Genomic DNA, 19,253 nt, shown 5'->3' with positions numbered 1-19,253 from the left:
GTCACCCCTACCAATCACCCCTACCAATCACATTGCAGTCCAAAGCCATGTAATAAACGACGCGTTGCAAAATCTGACGTTTGCGATGTAAAAAAAGCTAAATCTGCAGAAGGATCCATTTGTTCCGATAAAGGCGTTAACAGAGAAGCAGCACGCCGAGAAATTGCTTCGGCAGGGTCAAGCCAATCAACTGGCCAATGAGCAACTTTTCGAAAAACATTAATTAAAAATGGATAGTGAGTACAAGCAAGCACAACAATGTCGGTGCGGCCATTGCTCTTTTCAATAAAGCAACCTGCAATTTCTCTGCGTACCAATTCATAATCAATATCCATGCCACGCAAATAGCCTTCGGCTATCATTGCAAGGCTCTCACTCCCTACCAAGCGCACTTGGCATTGCTGTGCAAAAGACGCAATAAGGTCGCGAGTATAGGCACGTTTTACGGTTCCAGGTGTCGCTAAAACAGAAATAATTCCGCTCAATGTTTGCTCGGCTGCAGGCTTAATTGCCGGAACAGTTCCTACAAATGGCACACTGCTAAAATGTCGTCGCAAATCGGCCAAAACAAGCGTTGAAGCTGTATTGCAAGCGACAATGCAAAGCTCGGGATCATAACGGCGTATCAGCCATTCAAAAAGAATAAGAATACGTTCTCGCAGCGCATCTTCATCCCAAGTACCATAAGGGAAACCCGCATCATCAGCCACATAGATGAAGTGGCGATCGGGCATTACAATACGTGCTTCACGCAGTACCGATAGGCCACCGATACCGCTATCAAAAAACAGCACAGGACGAATACGCTCGCTCATAAATTCCTACTCGCAATCACTGATTGGCTTTATATCTACCCTACCCTTGCGCGGTGCTTCACCTTCGGGTGCACCTGCCCCGCGTGGCCTTTGCGGCGAAAACCTATCCAGTGACGAGATAACACCACGTAAAAGCTTAAGCTCTGAATCGCCAAAATCTGCCCTCGTTAAAACCGCTCGAATTTTATCAACCATTACTTGCTTGCGCTCTACCGGCCTAAAATAGCCCCTAACATCCAAAGCATCTTCCAACTGATCGAAAAATCCATAAAGGCTATGTTTTTCAGCAGGTACATACTCTGGGCCACGAAAAGCTGTGTCCGTGCTCTTATCTAACGAGGTCTTCATCCACTCATAAGACATAAGTAAAACAGCTTGCGCAATATTTAAAGAGGCAAATGCAGGATTGACCGGAAAAGTTACAATTTCATCAGCAAGGCTAACTTCTTCATTAGAAAGTCCAAAACGTTCACGCCCAAATAAAATGCCTGTTTTTTGACCATTTGTTTCTAATGCTCGTAACTTTTGGGTTGCTTCAACAGGACTACGTACTGGTTTAAAGCCGTCGCGTTCACGGGCTGTCGTTGCATAGATAAAAGTCAAATCACCAACAGCATCACGCAAATCATCAAAAACAACCGCATTTTCGATAATATGATCAGCTTTACTTGCTGCAGAAAAAGCTTTTTCACTAGGAAATTCTTCACGTGGGTTAACAAGACGCAACTCCGCCAAACCAAAATTGGCCATTGCACGTGCTACCATGCCAATATTTTCTGGCAATTGCGGATTAACAAGAATGATTGCAGGCCCCTCTTTAATCATTGCGCGATTTTTATCTGTACCAGCCATAATAATATATTTTCTCTAATTTACCTAAATTAAACATTGTTGAAAGATCAATATCACCAACAAAAAGAGATTAAAAAACCTTTGATCGTTTTTTGACATTATCATGGTAAAGTCAATAGCTAACCTAAACTTAGTATGGCTAATTAAGGCAAGATCTACTTAACCATGCAATATATAATGTCGTTTTGCACTTATGCATTCCTAACTCAATCAATCATGCGCTTTTCAATATCGATTAAAGTGTTTTCCTACAAAATCAATAGATATTAACCTTTTAGCAACCTTAATCTAAGTTATTTATTTTCTTCCTCAAAAAATCACAAAAACGGTCAGAGATAATCATTTTTTTGCCTAACTGCAGCCTTGTTTGCAGTCCAGTTTTGGTTTCATGAAAACAGAAATAATTAACTTAACTGATATAGACAGATTGATGAGGTTCAAAATGAAAAGTGAAACAAGAACGACCGTCGCGCTTTTTGCAACAGGACTTATTGCTATAATTATGGTTTTTGGCGCAAATCTTACAATCTCAGATGTTATTCATTACTTTGTTCAATATTAGCAGATTTTAACTTATTATCATTGACTATTATTATTTATGATAAAGCTGCAAGTGGAACTAATTAATTGACGAGAACATATATAGATATTTCAATCTAAAGAGATTTTAATTCTCCCATGGATAGCGATTTGCTTTTTCATTAGCCATATCCTATCATATGCTATGCTTTTTACCTCTCCTCTTACACCCGCGCGTCTCATTAAACGCTATAAACGGTTTTTAGCCGATGTCATTCTTGAAAATGGCGATAAAATAACGGTGTCGGTTCCAAATACAGGCTCCATGCTTGGACTACTTCATGAAAATGGCAAGGTTTGGCTCTCACATTCTAGTTACCCCACCCGTAAATACCAATATCGACTGGAAATAGTTGAATCTGATAATATTTTAGTTGGCATTAACACATCTACTCCCAACAAAATTGCGGAAGAAGCTATCCGAAATGGTCTTGTAGGCGACTTGGCAGATTATAGTACTGTTTTGCGCGAACAGCGCTATGGCAGCAATTCTCGGATTGATCTATTGTTAAAAGATATTAATAGAGTTGATACTTATGTCGAAGTTAAAAACGTTCATTTTATGAGAGAACAACGCCTGGCGGAATTTCCCGACACTGTAACCGCGCGCGGTGCTAAGCATTTGCGTGAATTAGTTAAGATGATAGAACAAGGTAAACGAGCGGTCATGCTCTTTGTTATTCAACGCGAAGATTGTGACAAAATGTCAATTTGCGCGGATTTAGATCTTATTTATGGTGAAGAATTTCAACTTGCACGTAAAAAAGGGGTTGAGGCTTTTGCTATTGGGTGCAAAATAGATATTGAAAAAATTGAGGCTTATCGGGCCCTACCAATCATAGAATCGCCAAACATAGAATCGATGGATAATTAATGGTTTCCTATATAGATTATAAAAAAGTACCAATTGAATATACAGGGCAGATCCGAATTTTTGATGAGGAAGCTTTTGCGGGGATGCGCAAAGCTTGCAATTTAGCAGCTCGTTGCCTTGACGCATTGATCGATTTCATTAAACCAGGCATTACAACCCAATCCGTTGACGATTTCGTTTTTGCTTTTGGTGCCAAAGAAGGTGCTTTGCCAGCAGATCTTAACTATCGCGGTTTTACACATTCTTGCTGCACATCACTAAACCACGTGGTGTGTCATGGTATTCCAGGTGCGCGCATATTAAAAGAGGGTGATATTGTTAATGTTGATGTCACTTTTATTGTTGATGGCTGGCATGGCGATTCAAGCCGCATGTATCCGGTGGGCAAGATTAAGCGCGCGGCCGAACGCTTAATGGAAGTAACCCACGAATCTCTCATGCTTGCTATTGCGGCGGTAAAACCAGGCGCACGAACAGGTGCGATAGGGCATGCAATTCAAACCTATGCTGAAAGCCAGCGATGCTCAGTTGTGCGAAGTTTTTGCGGTCATGGCGTTGGGCAATTATTCCACGATACACCCAATATAGTTCACTATGGCATTCCAAGTGATGGTCCAGAACTGCGTGAAGGCATGATTTTTACAATTGAGCCAATGATTAACCTCGGCAAGCTCGATGTAAAAATTTTGAACGATGGCTGGACGGCAGTTACTAATGATAAATCATTGACTGCGCAATATGAGCATACGGTGGGGGTAACGGCAAATGGTTGCGAAATATTTACACTTTCGCCTGCTAATATGTTTTATATTCCTCCTAAAAGCTGATTGAAACTTGTACCATATATCTTTCAATACTCCTTCCTGTTTGATCACGCAAAAAAGCAGGAAAGGACTATTGAAATCTAGCGTTTTTATCTTGCATTAAAATACAAGCCATCCGTAATTGATCATAAAAACTTCATACAGACATGTAAGGGGGAAGCCATGTCGGGTAAGGAACATAAAGACACATTTCAAGAAGCTGATTTTTTTAACCTTGTAGGTCAAATAGTACCACAGGTAAAATTGAATTCCCAAAAAGGTGTTAAATCACAGGATGCAAAAAACATTAAGACAAAACCACCCAAAGAAAAAATGCATTATGAAGGGCACCGACAAAGACTACGCCAACGCTTTATCGAAACAGATGGTCAAGGGCTTGCTGATTACGAATTATTAGAGCTCCTGTTATTTCGCTCATTACCCCGTGCGGACACAAAACCACTTGCAAAAGCTCTTTTACACCACTTTGGCACACTAGCAGATGTGCTCGGTGCGGATATTAAGCGCCTAATCGAAGTAAAAGGGTGTGGTGAATCAATTGCTTTAGACCTCAAAATCATTGGTACAACAATAACAAAGGCCAATAGGGCAAGTATTAATAAACGCAATATTTTTTCATCATGGGATAAAGTCATAGATTATTGCACATCTGTCATGGCACATGAAACTATTGAGCAATTTCGTATATTATTTCTTGATAAAAAAAATGGTTTAATTGCTGACGAAGTCCATCAAAGCGGAACGATTGATCATATTCCTGTCTATCCAAGAGAGGTGATGAAGCGCGCTTTAGAGCTTGCGGCTTCTGCCATAATTCTTGTGCACAACCACCCATCGGGAGACCCTACTCCCTCGCGCGAGGATATCTCCATGACTATAAAACTGATGGAAGTCGCCAAAGGCTTAAATATTAATATAATAGATCACTTAATTATTGGCAGAAATGGCTATGTCAGCCTAAAATCCCTTGGTCTCATATAAATAAAAAGCCAACTTTCCAATTAAAAAAGTTGGCTCTTATTTCATATTCAACTGGATATGCTTACAAATCAATATCCAAAATTGCCATAGAAAAATTATAGGATAACTCACCTTCATCATCATCGACATATACAACGCCAATGAATTCATCATCAATATAAACTTCGCATGAATCATCTTTACGCGGCCGAGGCTTAACACTAATCGCCGCATTACCGAATGTTCGCTTAAAGTAAGCATCTAACTTTTTAATTTCTTCGGGTTTCACCAGATTCTCCTGCTAAAATTCTAACTAAATTTAAAAATATTTATAGCAAACAAACAAATATATTAGCTACTACTTATTTTTAATTCAATTGCATCTCTATTTAATATAGGTCGGCTTGTTGGTGCTTAAAGGTGCAACTAAAAGTAATTACCTTTTTATAAAAGACATCTGTTTTCCCAATTGCAATCATTGTAAAAAAATAAAGCCAACGCTAATATACTATTGCAAGCGTAATATGATTAACAGCATCATTTTTCAACCTATTAAAACACATATATGACAAATTTCTGCTTAAATAAGGCCAAAGCAGATCAACAATTATTTCGTCAATCACTTTTTTTGTTTTGTTGCAAATATTATTCATAATCGGTTTAACATAAAAATATGAAACCTTGAGACATATGGTTTGCCTATTGAAGGGAGCTATGAAGGCTCAAAAGATTAAAAAATATATTATGTCCGCGTTTAAAAAGTAATTAGGCTAAGAATAATTTTAAAGCCAATTTCAAATACTGTTACTTTGATGCAACAATCATTATTCAGGTGGCAGCCAAGCATATGCGTTAATGTTTAAGCTATAGGGATATTGAAGAACTGTTATTGGAGTACGGTATCAAGATTAATCTGAGTTAAATCAACTTTTGGATATTAAAATATGCACTAAACATGAAAAATGCTTACGGAAATTCAAAAAGCCTCATTGTGAGTCTGTTCGCATTGATGAGACCTATATTAAGGTTAAAGACCAAGGGTTAGATTTATGAAATATTTTTATCTCCCAATCAATAAATACGGTGTTTCATTGATTTGTTGACGAAAGCATCAAGGGATAAAATGCTGCCATACCCTTTTTTTCTCAAGGCTTTCAAAGATGATCGGTTCTTTGCCCATTAATACCCTTAGCAAAGATTAGTACAGATAAAGCAAAGGCTTTTTCTAGTGTCTTACAGTTATTGACTGAAAATGATGTGCTTATTGGAAAGCATATCCATTATGTAACTTTAGATACTGTCATATAGCAATAAGAGCGTTCACTCTCGGCTTAAAAGGCCAATGTCGCCAAATGGTGGCTTTCAATCATCTAAGACTGCAAGCGAATAATAATTGGCTATGATCCAACTTCAAGCTTAAGAACAGAACTGGGTTAAAGGGCGCATAGACTACACCAGAGCAAAACCAATTGCACCACGATATATTTGGAATAAGATGGTTAACTATAGCTAAAGACTGGGTGCTCAAGGCGTAAATGCGTCGAACTCAAACTTTGCGACAACGCCGTTGCAAATATTAGCCCGCATTTATTCAGGCTCTCTGATGCTGTATGGATGGCAGAAGCTGGAATCAGTATGAGTAAAATTACACCATATTTAAATATTCCAATATATCGGTAACAGAAAAAGTCTATGCACAATTTTAACCAGACGATTTAGGAAAAGCTAAAAATGCACTTGAAACTAAGCTTTATGAGTTCACAACAAATTCAATAAACCTAAAGCCCACATCTCAATAAAGATCAATATATTTATTTTACTGATCTTTTGGTGCCGCAGATAGGAATCGAACCTACGACCCCATCATTACGAATGATGTGCTCTACCGACTGAGCTACTGCGGCCTATCTTGCTCTTTAGCAAGAGCTCGCTATTAAGCAAAACTTCAATAGCGAAATCTTGATATGAATGCAAGCCTTGAAAAGCAAGTTTCCTTGTATTTTATAACGCAAATTTATACTGGTTATGCACTTTATTAGGAATTAAAAAATTTTTTCCCTATTCGTTGGAATAGCACAATTAAAATGATAAGCATTAAATATCAAAAGAGTCGCTTTAAGCTTATAAAAATTGACCCATGATAAATGGGTAAGAAATTCGGAGTATTATATGTCTGCACCGGTGGTCACACGCTTTGCCCCTTCACCAACAGGTTTTTTGCATATTGGTGGCGCAAGGACTGCTTTATTTAATTGGCTATATGCCAAGCACTCTGACGGCAAAATGCTACTGCGCATTGAAGATACCGATCGCGAGCGCTCCACTGATGCTGCCGTAAATGCGATTTTAGAAGGCCTAACTTGGCTTGGCCTTGACTGGGATGGCGATGCTATATCACAACTTAGCCGTGTTGAGCGGCACCGTGAAGTTGCAGAGGAGCTGGTTGCCAAGGGTAGAGCCTATTACTGCTATGCAAGCCCAGATGAACTAACCCAAATGCGTGAAACTGCACGCGCAGAAGGTAAACCACCGCGCTATGATGGGCGGTGGAGAGATCGTGATGCATCTGAAGCACCTCAAGGCATTAAACCAGTAATTCGCATTAAAGCACCAACGGTTGGCGAAACTATTGTTCATGATCATGTACAAGGTGAAGTGCGCTTTCCTAACAAAGATCTTGATGATTTTATTATTTTACGCTCAGATGGCACCCCTACCTACATGCACGCGGTTGTTGTCGATGACCATGATATGGGCGTTACTCATATCATTCGTGGTGACGACCATTTAACCAATTCAGCCCGCCAAACCATTATTTATCAAGCAATGGAATGGAATATTCCGCAAATGGCGCATATTCCACTTATTCATGGTGCTGATGGGGCAAAACTGTCTAAACGTCACGGAGCTCTTGGTGTTGAAGCCTATCGCGCTATGGGTTATTTACCAGTAGCTTTACGTAATTATCTCGTTCGTTTGGGTTGGAGCCATGGCGATGATGAAATTATGAGCATGGATGAAATGATCTCGTGGTTTGATATTGATGACATCAATAAAGGGGCTTCGCGGTTTGATTTCAAAAAGCTTGAAGCGATTAATGGCCAGTATATTCGAGCAAGTGATGATGTGTTCTTACTTGAAAGCGCAATTGACATCTTGCCTGAAATTGAAGGTGGAGCTGATATTCTTCCAAAACTTACCGATGAAAAGCGAGCGCAATTTCTTGCCGCTATGCCAGGATTAAAAGCAAGAGCCAAAACACTGGTTGAATTAATTGATGGTGCTGCATTTATTTTTGCAGAGCGCCCATTAAAGCTTGACGAAAAAGCGGCGTCCCTTCTTGACAACGACGGCAAAGCCATTCTTGCTAACACTTTACCTGTTTTAGAAAATTGCATTGAATGGAGTGATGACGCACTACATGCTGCAATTAACGCTCATAGCGAAGCAAGTGGCGTAAAACTAGGTAAAATAGCCCAGCCTTTACGCGCAGCATTAACTGGTAGAGCTGTATCGCCAGGTGTATTTGACGTGTTAGCTGTACTTGGAAGAGACGAATCTATTGCCCGCGTAAGGGACCAATTATCATAATTTAATTGCAACTAAATCACCACTGTGTAAGATTATATGTTCTGCAAACTAAAATTTTGGTATCGCGGAATATATAATCTTGCTTAGCACATTTAGAGTATTTGGAAAGTAAGCAAATATTTTAACCAAAGTGCTTTAAATATGCGTCGAAGCTGTTATTGTAAAACTGGGAGGAGTTTTATAAACATGCAATGTTTTGTTATGTAATTAAATCCTCTTATAATTTAATATGCATTACCTAGAGGATAAACCTTCGTTGTTAAAATAGATATTAACTAACATTAATTCGGTAGGTTGGATGGTCAAAACAACTAAACTCAAGCTAAGCAGCGGTTTTGATCACAAAATTTTCATTTTAATGTAAGCAGTAATTAGATCTATTAGAATTTAACAAAATTTATCACGGAGCTGTGACACATAACACTAAAATAATACAAATTTGACGTTGCAACTGAAATGATTTTGAGTAGGCTAACAAGAATACTCAATGAATAAAATGATTTTTATTAGCAATGAAATTGCATACTCTATTCCAATGGGATGAGGATTTGAAAGGGAAAATTATGTCGGATAATAGCGCTCATATTATGGTCGAGGGTAAATCGATCGAATTACCAGTGCGAAAAGGCACCTTGGGACCTGATGTTATTGAAATTGCCCCTCTTTATAAGGAAACGGGTACTTTTACCTATGATCCAGGCTTCACATCCACCGCATCATGCGAATCAAAAATCACTTATATTGATGGTGATGCAGGTGTTCTTCTTTACCGCGGTTATCCAATTGAACAATTGGCAGAAAAAGGCGACTTTTTAGAAACTTGCTATCTTCTTCTTTATGGAGAACTACCAACAGCTGCACAAAAGGCAGATTTTGACTATCGTGTTCAACACCACAATATGATGCACGAACAATTTGCTCGCTTCTTCCAAGGCTTTCGCCGCGATTCTCATCCAATGGCAGTCATGGTTGCCTGTCTTGGCGCTATGTCGGCTTTCTATCACGATTCAATTGATATTACTGATCCGCATCAGCGCATGGTTGCTTCAATCCGCCTTGTTGCGAAAGTACCAACCCTTGCTGCAATGGCATATAAATATTCGATCGGCCAGCCTTTCGTATATCCACGCAACTCGCTTGATTATGCGTCAAATTTCTTGCATATGTGTTTTGCCGTGCCTTGTGAGGAATATGTTGTTAACCCGATACTTGGCCGCGCGATGGATCGAATCTTTACGCTCCATGCGGATCATGAACAAAATGCTTCAACATCAACGGTGCGTTTAGCTGGTTCATCTGGTGCCAATCCTTTTGCATGTATCGCTGCCGGCGTTGCATGTCTTTGGGGCCCTGCACATGGTGGTGCCAATGAAGCTTGCTTAAAAATGCTTGAAGAAATTGGCTCTGTAGATCGTATCCCCGAATTTATTGCGCGCGCTAAAGATAAGGATGATCCGTTCCGCCTTATGGGCTTTGGTCATCGTGTTTATAAAAATTATGATCCTCGTGCACGTATCATGCAGCAAACATGCCACGAAGTACTTACTGAACTTGGCATTAAAGATGATCCACTTCTTGACATTGCTATGGAACTTGAAAAAATTGCGTTGCATGATCCATATTTTGTTGAAAAGAAGCTCTATCCCAATGTTGACTTCTATTCAGGCATTACTTTGAAGGCTCTTGGCTTCCCAACCAATATGTTTACTGTTCTATTTGCCTTAGCTCGCAGTGTTGGCTGGGTTGCACAATGGATGGAAATGATTGAAGATCCTGCACAAAAAATTGGCCGCCCTCGTCAGCTTTACACAGGCGCTGCCGAACGCGATTACGTTCCAGTTGATAAGCGCTAAATTTAATTAAATTATCTGATTTAAAATTAAGCCTCTTACAAATAATATTGTAGGAGGCTTTTTATAAGAAACATCTTAATATATATGCAATTTTTCAGCAATTAACTATGGTTGTATCAAACGATCGGATAAGTAGTTTTCCAATAATTCACGCTGATCATTATCAAATTTTAGCCCTAACTTGGTACGACGCCACAAAATATCATTGGCGGTTTGCGCCCATTCTCTTTTAATAAGCCAATCAACCTCCACCTCAAATAGCCCGTGCCCAAAATCAATGCCAAAATCTCTATTATCCCTATTAAAAATATAGAATACATCTGTTCCATAACAGCTTGTTAAACGGTTAACCGTAAAGTGATCTAGCATTGGTAACATCTTAGCAACGCTTTTTTCTAAACCTTCAAAATCTCCATGAGGGAAATCACCACCGGGCAGGCAAACATTTGCAGTCCATTTCCCTTTGCGTTTTCCTAAATATTTTTCAACAAAACCCATTGCATCTTCAGCAAGCTTACGAAAAGTTGTCATTTTTCCGCCATATAGGGTTAAAAGAGGCAATTTTGTATCGGCAAGCTTTAAAAGATAATCGCGGCTGGTTTCCTGAGCGTTTTTCTCACCGTTATCATATAGAGCCCTAATGCCTGAAAAAGACCAAACTACCTTTTCAGGGCTAATTTGTTGGGTAAAATATTCATTTGAAGCAGCACATAAATAATCTATCTCTTCAGTGGTGATTTTCACTTTGCCAAGATCACCCTGATAATCAATATCCGTAGTGCCAATCAGTGTATAGTCTTGTTGAAATGGTATAGCAAAAAGAACCCTTCGATCGACATTTTGAAACATATAAGCATGCTCATGCTTATAAAGACGCGGCACAATAATATGAGAGCCTTGCACCAATCTTATCGGCGAATGAACCTTTAAACCTGCTACATCGCCCAAGATATTATCCATCCAAGCGCCTGCCATATTTACTAAAAAACTCGCTGTGTAATGAGTTTCCTGCCTATGTCCTTCACGCTGCACGGTGATATGCCATCGATCATTGATAATCTTTACTGAAATAACTTTGCTACGCACACGAATATCAGCCCCCAACTGTTGAGCGTGGCGCGCATTAAGAATGGCAAGACGCGCATCATCAACACGCGTATCATAATATTCAAAACCCTTATTATAATTTTGTTTCAGCGGATTACTAACTGCTTTTGAAAAATCAACCGCTCTCGAGTGGGGAAGTACCGTTCTCGCACCCAAACGGCTATAAATAAACATTCCCATATTTAAAAACCATTTAGGTCTAATGTCCTTATGATGCGGCAGTAAAAACTGCAATGGTTGCACAATATGGGGCGCAATTTTCCAAATAGTTTCCCGTTCTTTTAAGCTCTCGCGCACCAAGCTAAAGGCACCCTGCTCAAGATAACGCAAACCACCATGAATAAGCTTTGTTGATGCCGAAGACGCACCCGATGCAATATCATTCATCTCGGCTAAACAAACTTTAAAACCTCGTCCCGCAGCATCACGAGCCAAACCACAACCATTGATACCGCCACCAATAATAAAGACGTCAAAATTTTTTTCCATAAAAGCCCCGCCTCGAAATAGGTCAAAACAAAGTACTTTTTTTACAATATATTTATCGCCAACACTTCAATTTGTTAGGAAAACTAATTTTAGAAAAAAATTATTGTTTTATAAAAATCAATTAATTAGCCAAATCAATATTTAAATCATGCAAAAAAAAAGCTCGTACTTTATTAATTTATCGCCTATTGTCTCATGATTAAATGACAGTATGAAGAAAAATACTAAAAAAAATGCCCACATCAAAAAAATAAAATTTTGCTATAAGATACTGATATCCAATGAAAATAATTGGCAAAGCAGGTAAAATTTTATATGTTTTTTACGTAAATTGAATATTAACACTGGAATTTAACAATGGATTTACGGTTGCATTTTCTTGAGGCCGCAGGCGATTTATCGTCTTGGAAAGATATTATTCGAACTCAGATCGAAGCACTACGCTTAAAGATTGAAAAAATTGTACCTGCTAAGGATCATAATATTGCCATTGATGTTTTAATCGGCAATGATCCCACTAATATTATTCCCGAAATTGGCGTGGGCGGTAGCTGCTATAAAGCTGAACTTATTTCCATTAGCATTGATTCACAAAACGAAAATTTTTCAGCTAAACTTGCGGAAGGTCATTTTGCCCAAGCCATTGCACATGAATTGCATCATGCGATGCGATGGGCACGACATGGTTATGGAGAAACGCTTGGCGAAGCAATCATTTCCGAAGGTCTCGCCGACTATTTTTCAACGTTTATTACTTCGATGCCTGTACCGCCTTGGTGCAAAGTTGAAATAACAAATCAAATAATCAAGCTTGCAAAAAGTCAGCTAAAGAATGAAAATTACAACCATTATGAATGGTTTTTCGGCACGGGTGATTTGCCACGCTGGGCAGGATATAGCATTGGTTATCAACTTATCGATTTATACAGCCGCAATAATGACAAAAAAAGTAAGACAGGTATGGTCGATATTGATGCAATGGAAATTTTAAATCATATCAATAAACTGTTAAAGCAGTAACGTAGATTTAAACCAATAGCTATAATTTAGTAAATATAGATGAACTTTCATCCAACATATAATACACAAAATAAAAAGCACTGTTCCCGAAACGAAACAGTACCTTTCATGATAATTTAAAATATATAATTTAGCTTTTTCGCAATTGCTTAGCTGAATTATCTAGCAAGGCATTAACAAGCTTTGGCTCTTCCTTGCCAAAAAATGCTTTTGCAATATCAACATATTCAGACACAATCACAGGAAGCGGAACTTCTGGACGATTCTTTAATTCCCAAATACCCGCGCGTAAAATCGCACGTAAGGTTGTATCAATACGCGATAAAGGCCAACCTTCAGGCAAAAAATCATGAATGAGTGGATCTATTTCGCGTTGTTCGGCAACAACGCCTGCAATGATTGAGCGGAACCACTGCGCATCAGCTTCCAGATATTGATCACCATCAATATCTTTGCCTAACCGAAAACTCTCATATTCGGTCACTGTTTCCATCACACCACTTCCGGCAATATCCATTTGATAAAGCGCCTGCACGGCCGCAAGACGCGCTGCACCTCGTTTATTTGCCGGCCGCACAGATGGCTTTTTATTCTCTTCGCTCACTCACTTACTCCAAATTGCTTTTTTAATGCAATCATTTTTAATGCGGCATCTGCAGCAAAACCACCCTTGTCCTTATCTAGGACACTGGCGCGCGCGATAGCCTGTTCTTCATTTTCAACTGTTAGAATACCATTGCCGATAGCAAGACGCTTGCGCATTGTCAATTCCATGATGCCACGACATGACTCATTAGCAACAATTTCGAAATGGTAGGTTTCGCCACGAATAACACAGCCAAGCGCAATATAACCATCATAATGTACATCATAGCTTTTATAAGCATTGGCAATAACACCCGGAATTTCCAATGCACCTGGCACGGTTACAACATCATAGGTTGCACCTACCCCATCAAGGTGTTTTTTAGCGCCCTCAAGCAAACTATCAGCCAAATGATCATAAAAACGAGCTTCTACAATCAATAAATGCAAAGGGCGTTCTTTTTTCGAATTCATTGCCATCTCCAAAAAGTGTTTTAACTATCAATACTCCCAATGTGGCAAAATGAAAAGAAAAACTCTCCATTTTTGGCATTATTAAGCGAGTTAAATGATAATTGCACCAACGAATTATAAGCTTAATATCCGCCCTTTTCGAGCTTGAGATAATTACTATTAAGAAAATTCTGCTAAGCGGGCGGCATAACGAGCCAATTGGTCAATTTCTATATTAAGAATATCACCAACTTCGCGCCGTCCCCAAGTTGTAACCTCGAGCGTATGACGAATAATCAGCACGTCAAAAGTAGTTTGCTCCACTTTGTTAACCGTTAACGATGTTCCATCAAGGCAAACAGAACCCTTTTGTGCAATAAAGCGCGCTAATTTTTCATCTACCTTAATGGTAAATCTTATCGCCTCTCCCTCGCCGTCTTTTTTTATGATTTCTGCTGTACCATCGACATGGCCTGAAACCAAATGGCCGCCCATTTCATCACCTAGCTTTAACGAACGCTCGAGATTGATTTGTTTATCAATCTGCCACGATCCAATGGTTGTAAGTCGCAAAGCCTCTTCCCAAGCTTCCACTTCAAACCATGATTCCGCGCTTGTTTCTTCAGGCAGGGCAACGACGGTCAAGCAAATGCCACTACATGCTATAGACGCGCCAATATCAATGGTTGAGGGATCATATGTCGTTGCAATGCGAAAGCGTAAACCTTCATCAAGCGCGGTTATTTGTTCAATGCGACCGATATCAGTAACAATACCCGTAAACATAACTAAATCCTTTCCCATATGCACCAAATATCATTGTCATAGCTTTTTTGACTGCTTTGCCAATAGTCTTTTTGCAAATTTAAAAATTGTGGTGCGGCGTAGCCATTAGTTTCAATTTTTTGATTTGATTTTAATAATATAAGTCTATCAATTAAACCGCTATCATAAAAAGATTGTGCGACTTTACGACCACCTTCAACAAGCAAATTATTAATACCCTCGCCCCCAAAAAATTCCATAAGCTCATTTAAATTATTATGAATATTTTCACCAAATGGAATAATACGGCAGCCTAATGCCTCGAGTAATTTTTGCTTATTTTTATCACTCTTTTCATTGCAAATAATCCAAAGTGGAGTTTTCTTTGCCGAAAGCACAATACGACTTTCAACTGAAATACTTAAATCACTATCAAGCACGATACGAATTGGCGAACGCTTTTCGAGGCCCGGCAAGCGACAATCCAACATTGGATCGTCTATTTTTATCGTGCCAATACCTACTAAAATGGCATCGCTTTCAGCCCTTAAAATATGGGTGCGTGCTTTTGATAAAATTCCAGTTATCGGGGTATTTGCCTCGCTAATTCTACCAATATAACCATCTTGAGATAAGGCGAGCTTTTGGGTTATAAAAGGGCGTTTTTTTGTAATTCTAGTTAAAAAGCCTGCTAAACCTTCAAAAGCCTTTCGACTTGCAATATCTTGAACAACATCAATACCAGCAGCTTTAAGCCGCGCTATCCCTCGTCCGCTCACACGCGGATCGGGATCATCTAAAGCTATCACTACCCTTTTTACTCCTGCCGCAATTAATGCATCAACACAAGGTGGTGTTTTTCCATGATGAGAACACGGCTCTAAAGTTACATAAGCAGTTGCACCCTTTGCGCTAGCCCCAGCTTGCTGCAAGGCTTGTGGCTCTGCGTGGGGGCGGCCACCAACGGCTGTAACACCAATACCGATAATAATTGGTTTGCCGTTCATTTCCTTAACAATTACCGCGCCAACACTTGGATTTTCTGCCGTATATCCTAGATTTTGTCGCCCCAAACGAATAGCAACTTCCATAAACCGTTGATGCATGTGCTGTTCGTCTAATGTCATTCCTTAACCTCGTCGATCGGGGAAATTTTAACCTCATCGATAATATTATGGAAATCCTGCGCCGAACTAAAATTGCGATAAACCGATGCAAATCGAATATAAGCAATATCATCAATGCGCTTTAATGCCTCCATCACCAAACGACCAATTTCCTCGGAGGTTACTTCAACTTCACCAGAGCTTTCAAGCTGACGCACAATGCCGGAAACTGCTCGATCAATTTTTTCTTTATCTATTTCGCGCTTGCGCAGCGCAACATCGATGGAGCGCATTAATTTTTCACGGTCAAAAGGCATATGGCGACCACTTTTTTTAATCACCATTAATTCACGAAGTTGCACGCGCTCAAAGGTGGTAAAGCGCCCACCGCATACCGAGCAAATACGGCGCCGCCGAATAACCGACCCATCTTCTGTCGGACGAGAATCCTTAACCTGTGTATCTTCACATTGACAAAAGGGGCAGCGCATATTGTGGTCACTCTCTTTATTCTAGTCTAAAATTCAAAATCTTTTAATAGTGTCAGGAAAAATTAAAACATAAAATCAGTTACATTCAGTCTTTTTTTAAAGTTAATGATTAACTGGTGATATTAAAAGACTATAAATAGTCAGCATATGCACTCAAACTAAAGAGCATATTAGTATATTTTATTTTTAATGGAACAAAGCAATTATTTAAAAACTCCGGTCTGATATTTAAAAGCATAAAGCATATAAACTTTTTGCAGTAAATATTGAACCGGAGCAAGGATCAAAAATATTTTAGCTTATCCTAAATAAGAATAAAGCGGGAAGCGCTCGGTAAGAGTGATAATTCTCTTGCGAACATGTTCCTCAACTGCTGCATTACCATCATCAGAATTCGCGGCCTTTAGACCATCAAGAACTTCAGCAATTAAATTACCAATTTCGGTAAATTCACCAGCCATAAAACCACGGGCAGTACCGGCAGGCGTACCAAGACGAACACCGGATGTTACAAATGGCTTTTCAGGGTCAAATGGAATACCGTTTTTGTTACATGTAATATTAGCGCGACCAAGAGCTGCCTCAGCACGCTTGCCTGTTGCATTTTTAGGGCGTAAATCAACTAACATTAAGTGATTATCAGTACCACCTGAAACAATATCAAGACCACTAGACTGCAAGGTTTTTGCAAGGACCTTGGCATTTTCAACCACATTTTGTGCGTAAGTTTTAAACTCTGGTTGCAATGCTTCACCAAAGGCAACGGCTTTTGCAGCAATGACATGCATTAAAGGACCACCCTGAAGCCCAGGGAAAACTGCAGAATTAATTTTCTTGGCGATATCTTCATGATTGGTCAAAATCATGCCGCCACGAGGACCGCGTAAAGATTTGTGGGTTGTTGTGGTGACCACATGGGCATATGGTAATGGGGAAGGATGCTGACCACCAGCCACAAGGCCTGCTATGTGAGCCATGTCAACCATGAGATAAGCGCCAATTTCATCGGCGATTTCACGGAAACGTTCCCAATCCCAAATACGAGAATAGGCAGTACCACCTGCAAGGATAAGCTTAGGCTTGTGTTGGCGAGCAAGATTGGCAATTTCTTCCATGTCTAATAATTGGTCATCACGGCGAACGCCATATGAAACAACGTTAAACCATTTACCTGACATATTGACTGGTGAACCATGGGTTAAGTGACCACCAGAATTTAGATCAAGCCCCATAAAGGTATCACCTGGTTGTAGCAATGCTAGAAAAACCGCCTGATTCATCTGACTACCAGAATTAGGCTGCACATTAGCAAAACCACAATTAAACAATTTTTTGGCACGTTCAATAGCTAGTTCTTCTACGATATCAGCATATTGGCAACCGCCATAATAACGCTTACCTGGATAGCCTTCAGCATATTTGTTGGTAAAAACCGAGCCTTGCGCTTCTAACACAGCGCGAGATACGATATTTTCTGAAGCAATCAGCTCAACTTCATGACGCTGACGACCGAGCTCACCACGAATTGCATTAAAAACATCAGAATCAACTGATTCCAAATCACCATTGAAAAAACGATCTAAAGACATGCTTGCGGACTGTACCATGAGCGGTTTCCTCTATTATAACAGCAACTCATTTGCCAATAACACAAATGAAGCCAATAGGCTATTACCGATATGTTTTTTAAACGATTTTAAAAGGAAGCATTGACTGTGGTAATTGGGAGGACATTTTTATAATGTCTACAAAAATCTTATCTATCTTCGTTTTACATTTTTAGCAAAAACACATTACATTTTTATAAAACCCGTTCAAAAATACTATTTTAAATAGACTAGTCTATGTATATAATCATCAAATAGGTTTTTTGGAGACTAAAATGGCAAAAGTTTTTATTGATGGTGAACACGGCACAACAGGCTTGCAAATTGCAAAGCGGCTTGAAATGCGCAATGATATTGAACTTTTGTCAATCCCTCAAGCAGATCGCCGCAATGTAGAAATTCGTGCTGATTATTTGCGTAATGCCGATATTGTAATTTTATGCTTGCCAGATGATGCTTCAAAAGAAGCAGTAAAGATGCTACAGGACTGCCCTACCCGCATTATTGATAGTTCAACCGCTTTTAGAATCGACCCAAATTGGACCTACGGTTTTGCTGAGATGAGCAAAGGACAAAGCGAGCGCATTGCCAATGCGCAATTTGTTGCAAATCCAGGTTGTTATCCAACGGGCGCAATATCGATTTTGCGTCCATTACGCGAAGCTCTCGTTCTTCCAGAGGATTATCCAGTCACTATTAATGCTGTTTCTGGTTATACTGGCGGAGGCAAGCAACTCATCGCACAAATGGAAGATCTAACACGTGAAGACGCAATTCATGCCAATGATTTTCTTTATGGACTAAATTTAAAACATAAGCACGTTCCCGAAATAACCATGCACGGGCTTTTGGGGCATAGTCCTATTTTCACTCCAAGTGTCGGGCGTTTTGCGCAAGGTATGATTGTTAATGTGCCACTTTATCTCAATCGCCTTAATGGTAAGATAGACAAAAAGGCGTTGTATGAGCTTTTTTGCCAACATTATAGCGGCCAAGATATTGTTGAGATTGATCCCTTGGAACAAACTGCAACCATGAGCCGTATAGATGCAGAGGAATTGGTGAATACTGATCGTTTGAAAATTTATATCACAGGTAATGATAGTCTTGTAAATGTCGTTGCAGTTCTTGATAATCTTGGCAAAGGAGCCTCTGGTGCTGCAGTACAAAATCTAAACCTAATGATTGGTTAATTAGTATTTCATCATTGATAGATATAAAAAGCGTATTTAATTGAGTTTAAATACGCTTTTTTTTCAATTAAAATGCTTAGAATTTAAGT

Annotated in this window: 17 protein-coding genes and 1 tRNA gene; 7 read left to right on the top strand and 11 right to left on the bottom strand. The window is 39.4% G+C overall.

Annotated features, from left to right (window positions below; all coding sequences use genetic code 11):
- Positions 1-20: 20 nt before the first annotated feature.
- Together murI and N6B01_RS05715 are read right to left on the bottom strand one after the other, a co-directional pair.
- Positions 21-815 carry a glutamate racemase gene (murI, locus tag N6B01_RS05720; RefSeq protein ID WP_182419329.1) on the bottom strand — a complete coding sequence of 265 codons (795 nt, stop codon included), beginning with the start codon at positions 813-815 and terminating at the stop codon, positions 21-23.
- 6 nt (positions 816-821) lie between these two features.
- Positions 822-1,667: an RNA methyltransferase gene (locus N6B01_RS05715; RefSeq protein WP_182419328.1), complete on the bottom strand. Its 846-nt coding sequence runs from the start codon at positions 1,665-1,667 to the stop codon at positions 822-824.
- A gap of 724 nt (positions 1,668-2,391) precedes the next feature.
- Here N6B01_RS05715 and sfsA point away from each other — a divergent pair.
- The 3 genes from sfsA (at position 2,392) to radC (ending at position 4,925) form a co-directional block, all read left to right on the top strand.
- Positions 2,392-3,120, top strand: coding sequence for a DNA/RNA nuclease SfsA (gene sfsA / locus N6B01_RS05710; RefSeq protein WP_262080317.1), 729 nt, complete (start codon positions 2,392-2,394; stop codon positions 3,118-3,120).
- A complete protein-coding gene (gene map, locus N6B01_RS05705) occupies positions 3,120-3,947 on the top strand; it encodes a type I methionyl aminopeptidase (protein ID WP_262080315.1) in 828 nt (275 codons plus the stop codon). Before sfsA ends, map begins: the two co-directional genes overlap by 1 nt.
- Positions 3,948-4,106: 159 nt before the next feature.
- Positions 4,107-4,925, top strand: coding sequence for a RadC family protein (radC, locus tag N6B01_RS05700; protein ID WP_262080313.1), 819 nt, complete (start codon positions 4,107-4,109; stop codon positions 4,923-4,925).
- A gap of 61 nt (positions 4,926-4,986) precedes the next feature.
- Here radC and N6B01_RS05695 read toward each other — a convergent pair whose 3' ends face one another.
- Both N6B01_RS05695 and N6B01_RS05690 read right to left on the bottom strand, forming a co-directional pair.
- A complete protein-coding gene (locus tag N6B01_RS05695; RefSeq protein WP_182419324.1) occupies positions 4,987-5,193 on the bottom strand; it encodes a DUF3126 family protein in 207 nt (68 codons plus the stop codon).
- A gap of 1,539 nt (positions 5,194-6,732) precedes the next feature.
- Positions 6,733-6,808 (bottom strand) — tRNA-Thr (locus N6B01_RS05690).
- A 265-nt stretch (positions 6,809-7,073) separates the two neighbouring features.
- On the opposite strand from N6B01_RS05690, the gene gltX reads away from it, so the two are divergent.
- Both gltX and gltA read left to right on the top strand, forming a co-directional pair.
- A complete protein-coding gene (gene gltX, locus N6B01_RS05685; protein WP_262080312.1) occupies positions 7,074-8,495 on the top strand; it encodes a glutamate--tRNA ligase in 1,422 nt (473 codons plus the stop codon).
- A gap of 563 nt (positions 8,496-9,058) precedes the next feature.
- Positions 9,059-10,348, top strand: coding sequence for a citrate synthase (gene gltA, locus N6B01_RS05680; protein ID WP_182419321.1), 1,290 nt, complete (start codon positions 9,059-9,061; stop codon positions 10,346-10,348).
- Between the two features lie 105 nt (positions 10,349-10,453).
- On the opposite strand, the gene glpD is transcribed toward gltA, so the two are convergent.
- On the bottom strand, positions 10,454-11,944 hold the full coding sequence (gene glpD, locus N6B01_RS05675) for a glycerol-3-phosphate dehydrogenase (RefSeq protein ID WP_262080311.1): 1,491 nt from the start codon (positions 11,942-11,944) through the stop codon (positions 10,454-10,456).
- 357 nt (positions 11,945-12,301) lie between these two features.
- On the opposite strand from glpD, the gene N6B01_RS05670 reads away from it, so the two are divergent.
- Positions 12,302-12,964, top strand: coding sequence for a DUF2268 domain-containing putative Zn-dependent protease (locus N6B01_RS05670; protein WP_182419319.1), 663 nt, complete (start codon positions 12,302-12,304; stop codon positions 12,962-12,964).
- A gap of 130 nt (positions 12,965-13,094) precedes the next feature.
- On the opposite strand, the gene nusB is transcribed toward N6B01_RS05670, so the two are convergent.
- From nusB to glyA, 6 genes are all read right to left on the bottom strand, one after another.
- Entirely contained in the window at positions 13,095-13,568 is a 474-nt protein-coding gene (gene nusB, locus N6B01_RS05665) for a transcription antitermination factor NusB (RefSeq protein ID WP_182419318.1), read from the bottom strand.
- Positions 13,565-14,023, bottom strand: a complete 459-nt coding sequence (locus tag N6B01_RS05660) for a 6,7-dimethyl-8-ribityllumazine synthase (protein ID WP_182419317.1) — start codon at positions 14,021-14,023, stop codon at positions 13,565-13,567. Before N6B01_RS05660 ends, nusB begins: the two co-directional genes overlap by 4 nt.
- 159 nt (positions 14,024-14,182) lie before the next feature.
- A complete protein-coding gene (locus tag N6B01_RS05655) occupies positions 14,183-14,788 on the bottom strand; it encodes a riboflavin synthase (RefSeq protein ID WP_262080310.1) in 606 nt (201 codons plus the stop codon).
- 2 nt (positions 14,789-14,790) lie between these two features.
- Complete coding sequence (gene ribD / locus N6B01_RS05650; RefSeq protein ID WP_262080308.1) at positions 14,791-15,894, bottom strand: bifunctional diaminohydroxyphosphoribosylaminopyrimidine deaminase/5-amino-6-(5-phosphoribosylamino)uracil reductase RibD; 1,104 nt, start codon at positions 15,892-15,894, stop codon at positions 14,791-14,793.
- Entirely contained in the window at positions 15,891-16,364 is a 474-nt protein-coding gene (nrdR, locus tag N6B01_RS05645) for a transcriptional regulator NrdR (RefSeq protein ID WP_182419314.1), read from the bottom strand. The genes ribD and nrdR overlap by 4 nt, the downstream gene beginning before the upstream one ends.
- A gap of 299 nt (positions 16,365-16,663) precedes the next feature.
- Positions 16,664-17,971 (bottom strand): serine hydroxymethyltransferase, encoded by a 1,308-nt coding sequence (gene glyA / locus N6B01_RS05640; RefSeq protein ID WP_262080307.1) that lies wholly within the window; start codon positions 17,969-17,971, stop codon positions 16,664-16,666.
- Between the two features lie 275 nt (positions 17,972-18,246).
- Between glyA and argC the strand changes: the two genes are divergently transcribed.
- On the top strand, positions 18,247-19,164 hold the full coding sequence (gene argC, locus N6B01_RS05635; protein WP_262080305.1) for an N-acetyl-gamma-glutamyl-phosphate reductase: 918 nt from the start codon (positions 18,247-18,249) through the stop codon (positions 19,162-19,164).
- The last annotated feature ends 89 nt before the right edge of the window (positions 19,165-19,253 follow it).

This window comes from Bartonella sp. HY406, from assembly GCF_025449315.1.
Lineage (GTDB): Bacteria > Pseudomonadota > Alphaproteobacteria > Rhizobiales > Rhizobiaceae > HY038.
The sequence above is the reverse complement of the archived record's forward strand: the minus strand, read 5'-3'. Positions and strand labels throughout refer to the sequence as shown.

What these genes read in the sequence shown, in the direction of transcription:
- glyA (WP_262080307.1), bottom strand. Translation starts at nt 17,971, where the DNA reads ATGGTACAGTCCGCAAGCATGTCTTTAGATCGTTTTTTCAATGGTGAT.
- nrdR (WP_182419314.1), bottom strand. Translation starts at nt 16,364, where the DNA reads ATGCGCTGCCCCTTTTGTCAATGTGAAGATACACAGGTTAAGGATTCT.
- N6B01_RS05655 (WP_262080310.1), bottom strand. Translation starts at nt 14,788, where the DNA reads ATGTTTACGGGTATTGTTACTGATATCGGTCGCATTGAACAAATAACC.
- gltA (WP_182419321.1), top strand. Translation starts at nt 9,059, where the DNA reads ATGTCGGATAATAGCGCTCATATTATGGTCGAGGGTAAATCGATCGAA.
- glpD (WP_262080311.1), bottom strand. Translation starts at nt 11,944, where the DNA reads ATGGAAAAAAATTTTGACGTCTTTATTATTGGTGGCGGTATCAATGGT.
- gltX (WP_262080312.1), top strand. Translation starts at nt 7,074, where the DNA reads ATGTCTGCACCGGTGGTCACACGCTTTGCCCCTTCACCAACAGGTTTT.
- radC (WP_262080313.1), top strand. Translation starts at nt 4,107, where the DNA reads ATGTCGGGTAAGGAACATAAAGACACATTTCAAGAAGCTGATTTTTTT.
- N6B01_RS05670 (WP_182419319.1), top strand. Translation starts at nt 12,302, where the DNA reads ATGGATTTACGGTTGCATTTTCTTGAGGCCGCAGGCGATTTATCGTCT.
- murI (WP_182419329.1), bottom strand. Translation starts at nt 815, where the DNA reads ATGAGCGAGCGTATTCGTCCTGTGCTGTTTTTTGATAGCGGTATCGGT.
- N6B01_RS05715 (WP_182419328.1), bottom strand. Translation starts at nt 1,667, where the DNA reads ATGGCTGGTACAGATAAAAATCGCGCAATGATTAAAGAGGGGCCTGCA.
- sfsA (WP_262080317.1), top strand. Translation starts at nt 2,392, where the DNA reads ATGCTTTTTACCTCTCCTCTTACACCCGCGCGTCTCATTAAACGCTAT.
- N6B01_RS05660 (WP_182419317.1), bottom strand. Translation starts at nt 14,023, where the DNA reads ATGAATTCGAAAAAAGAACGCCCTTTGCATTTATTGATTGTAGAAGCT.
- argC (WP_262080305.1), top strand. Translation starts at nt 18,247, where the DNA reads ATGGCAAAAGTTTTTATTGATGGTGAACACGGCACAACAGGCTTGCAA.
- ribD (WP_262080308.1), bottom strand. Translation starts at nt 15,894, where the DNA reads ATGACATTAGACGAACAGCACATGCATCAACGGTTTATGGAAGTTGCT.
- map (WP_262080315.1), top strand. Translation starts at nt 3,120, where the DNA reads ATGGTTTCCTATATAGATTATAAAAAAGTACCAATTGAATATACAGGG.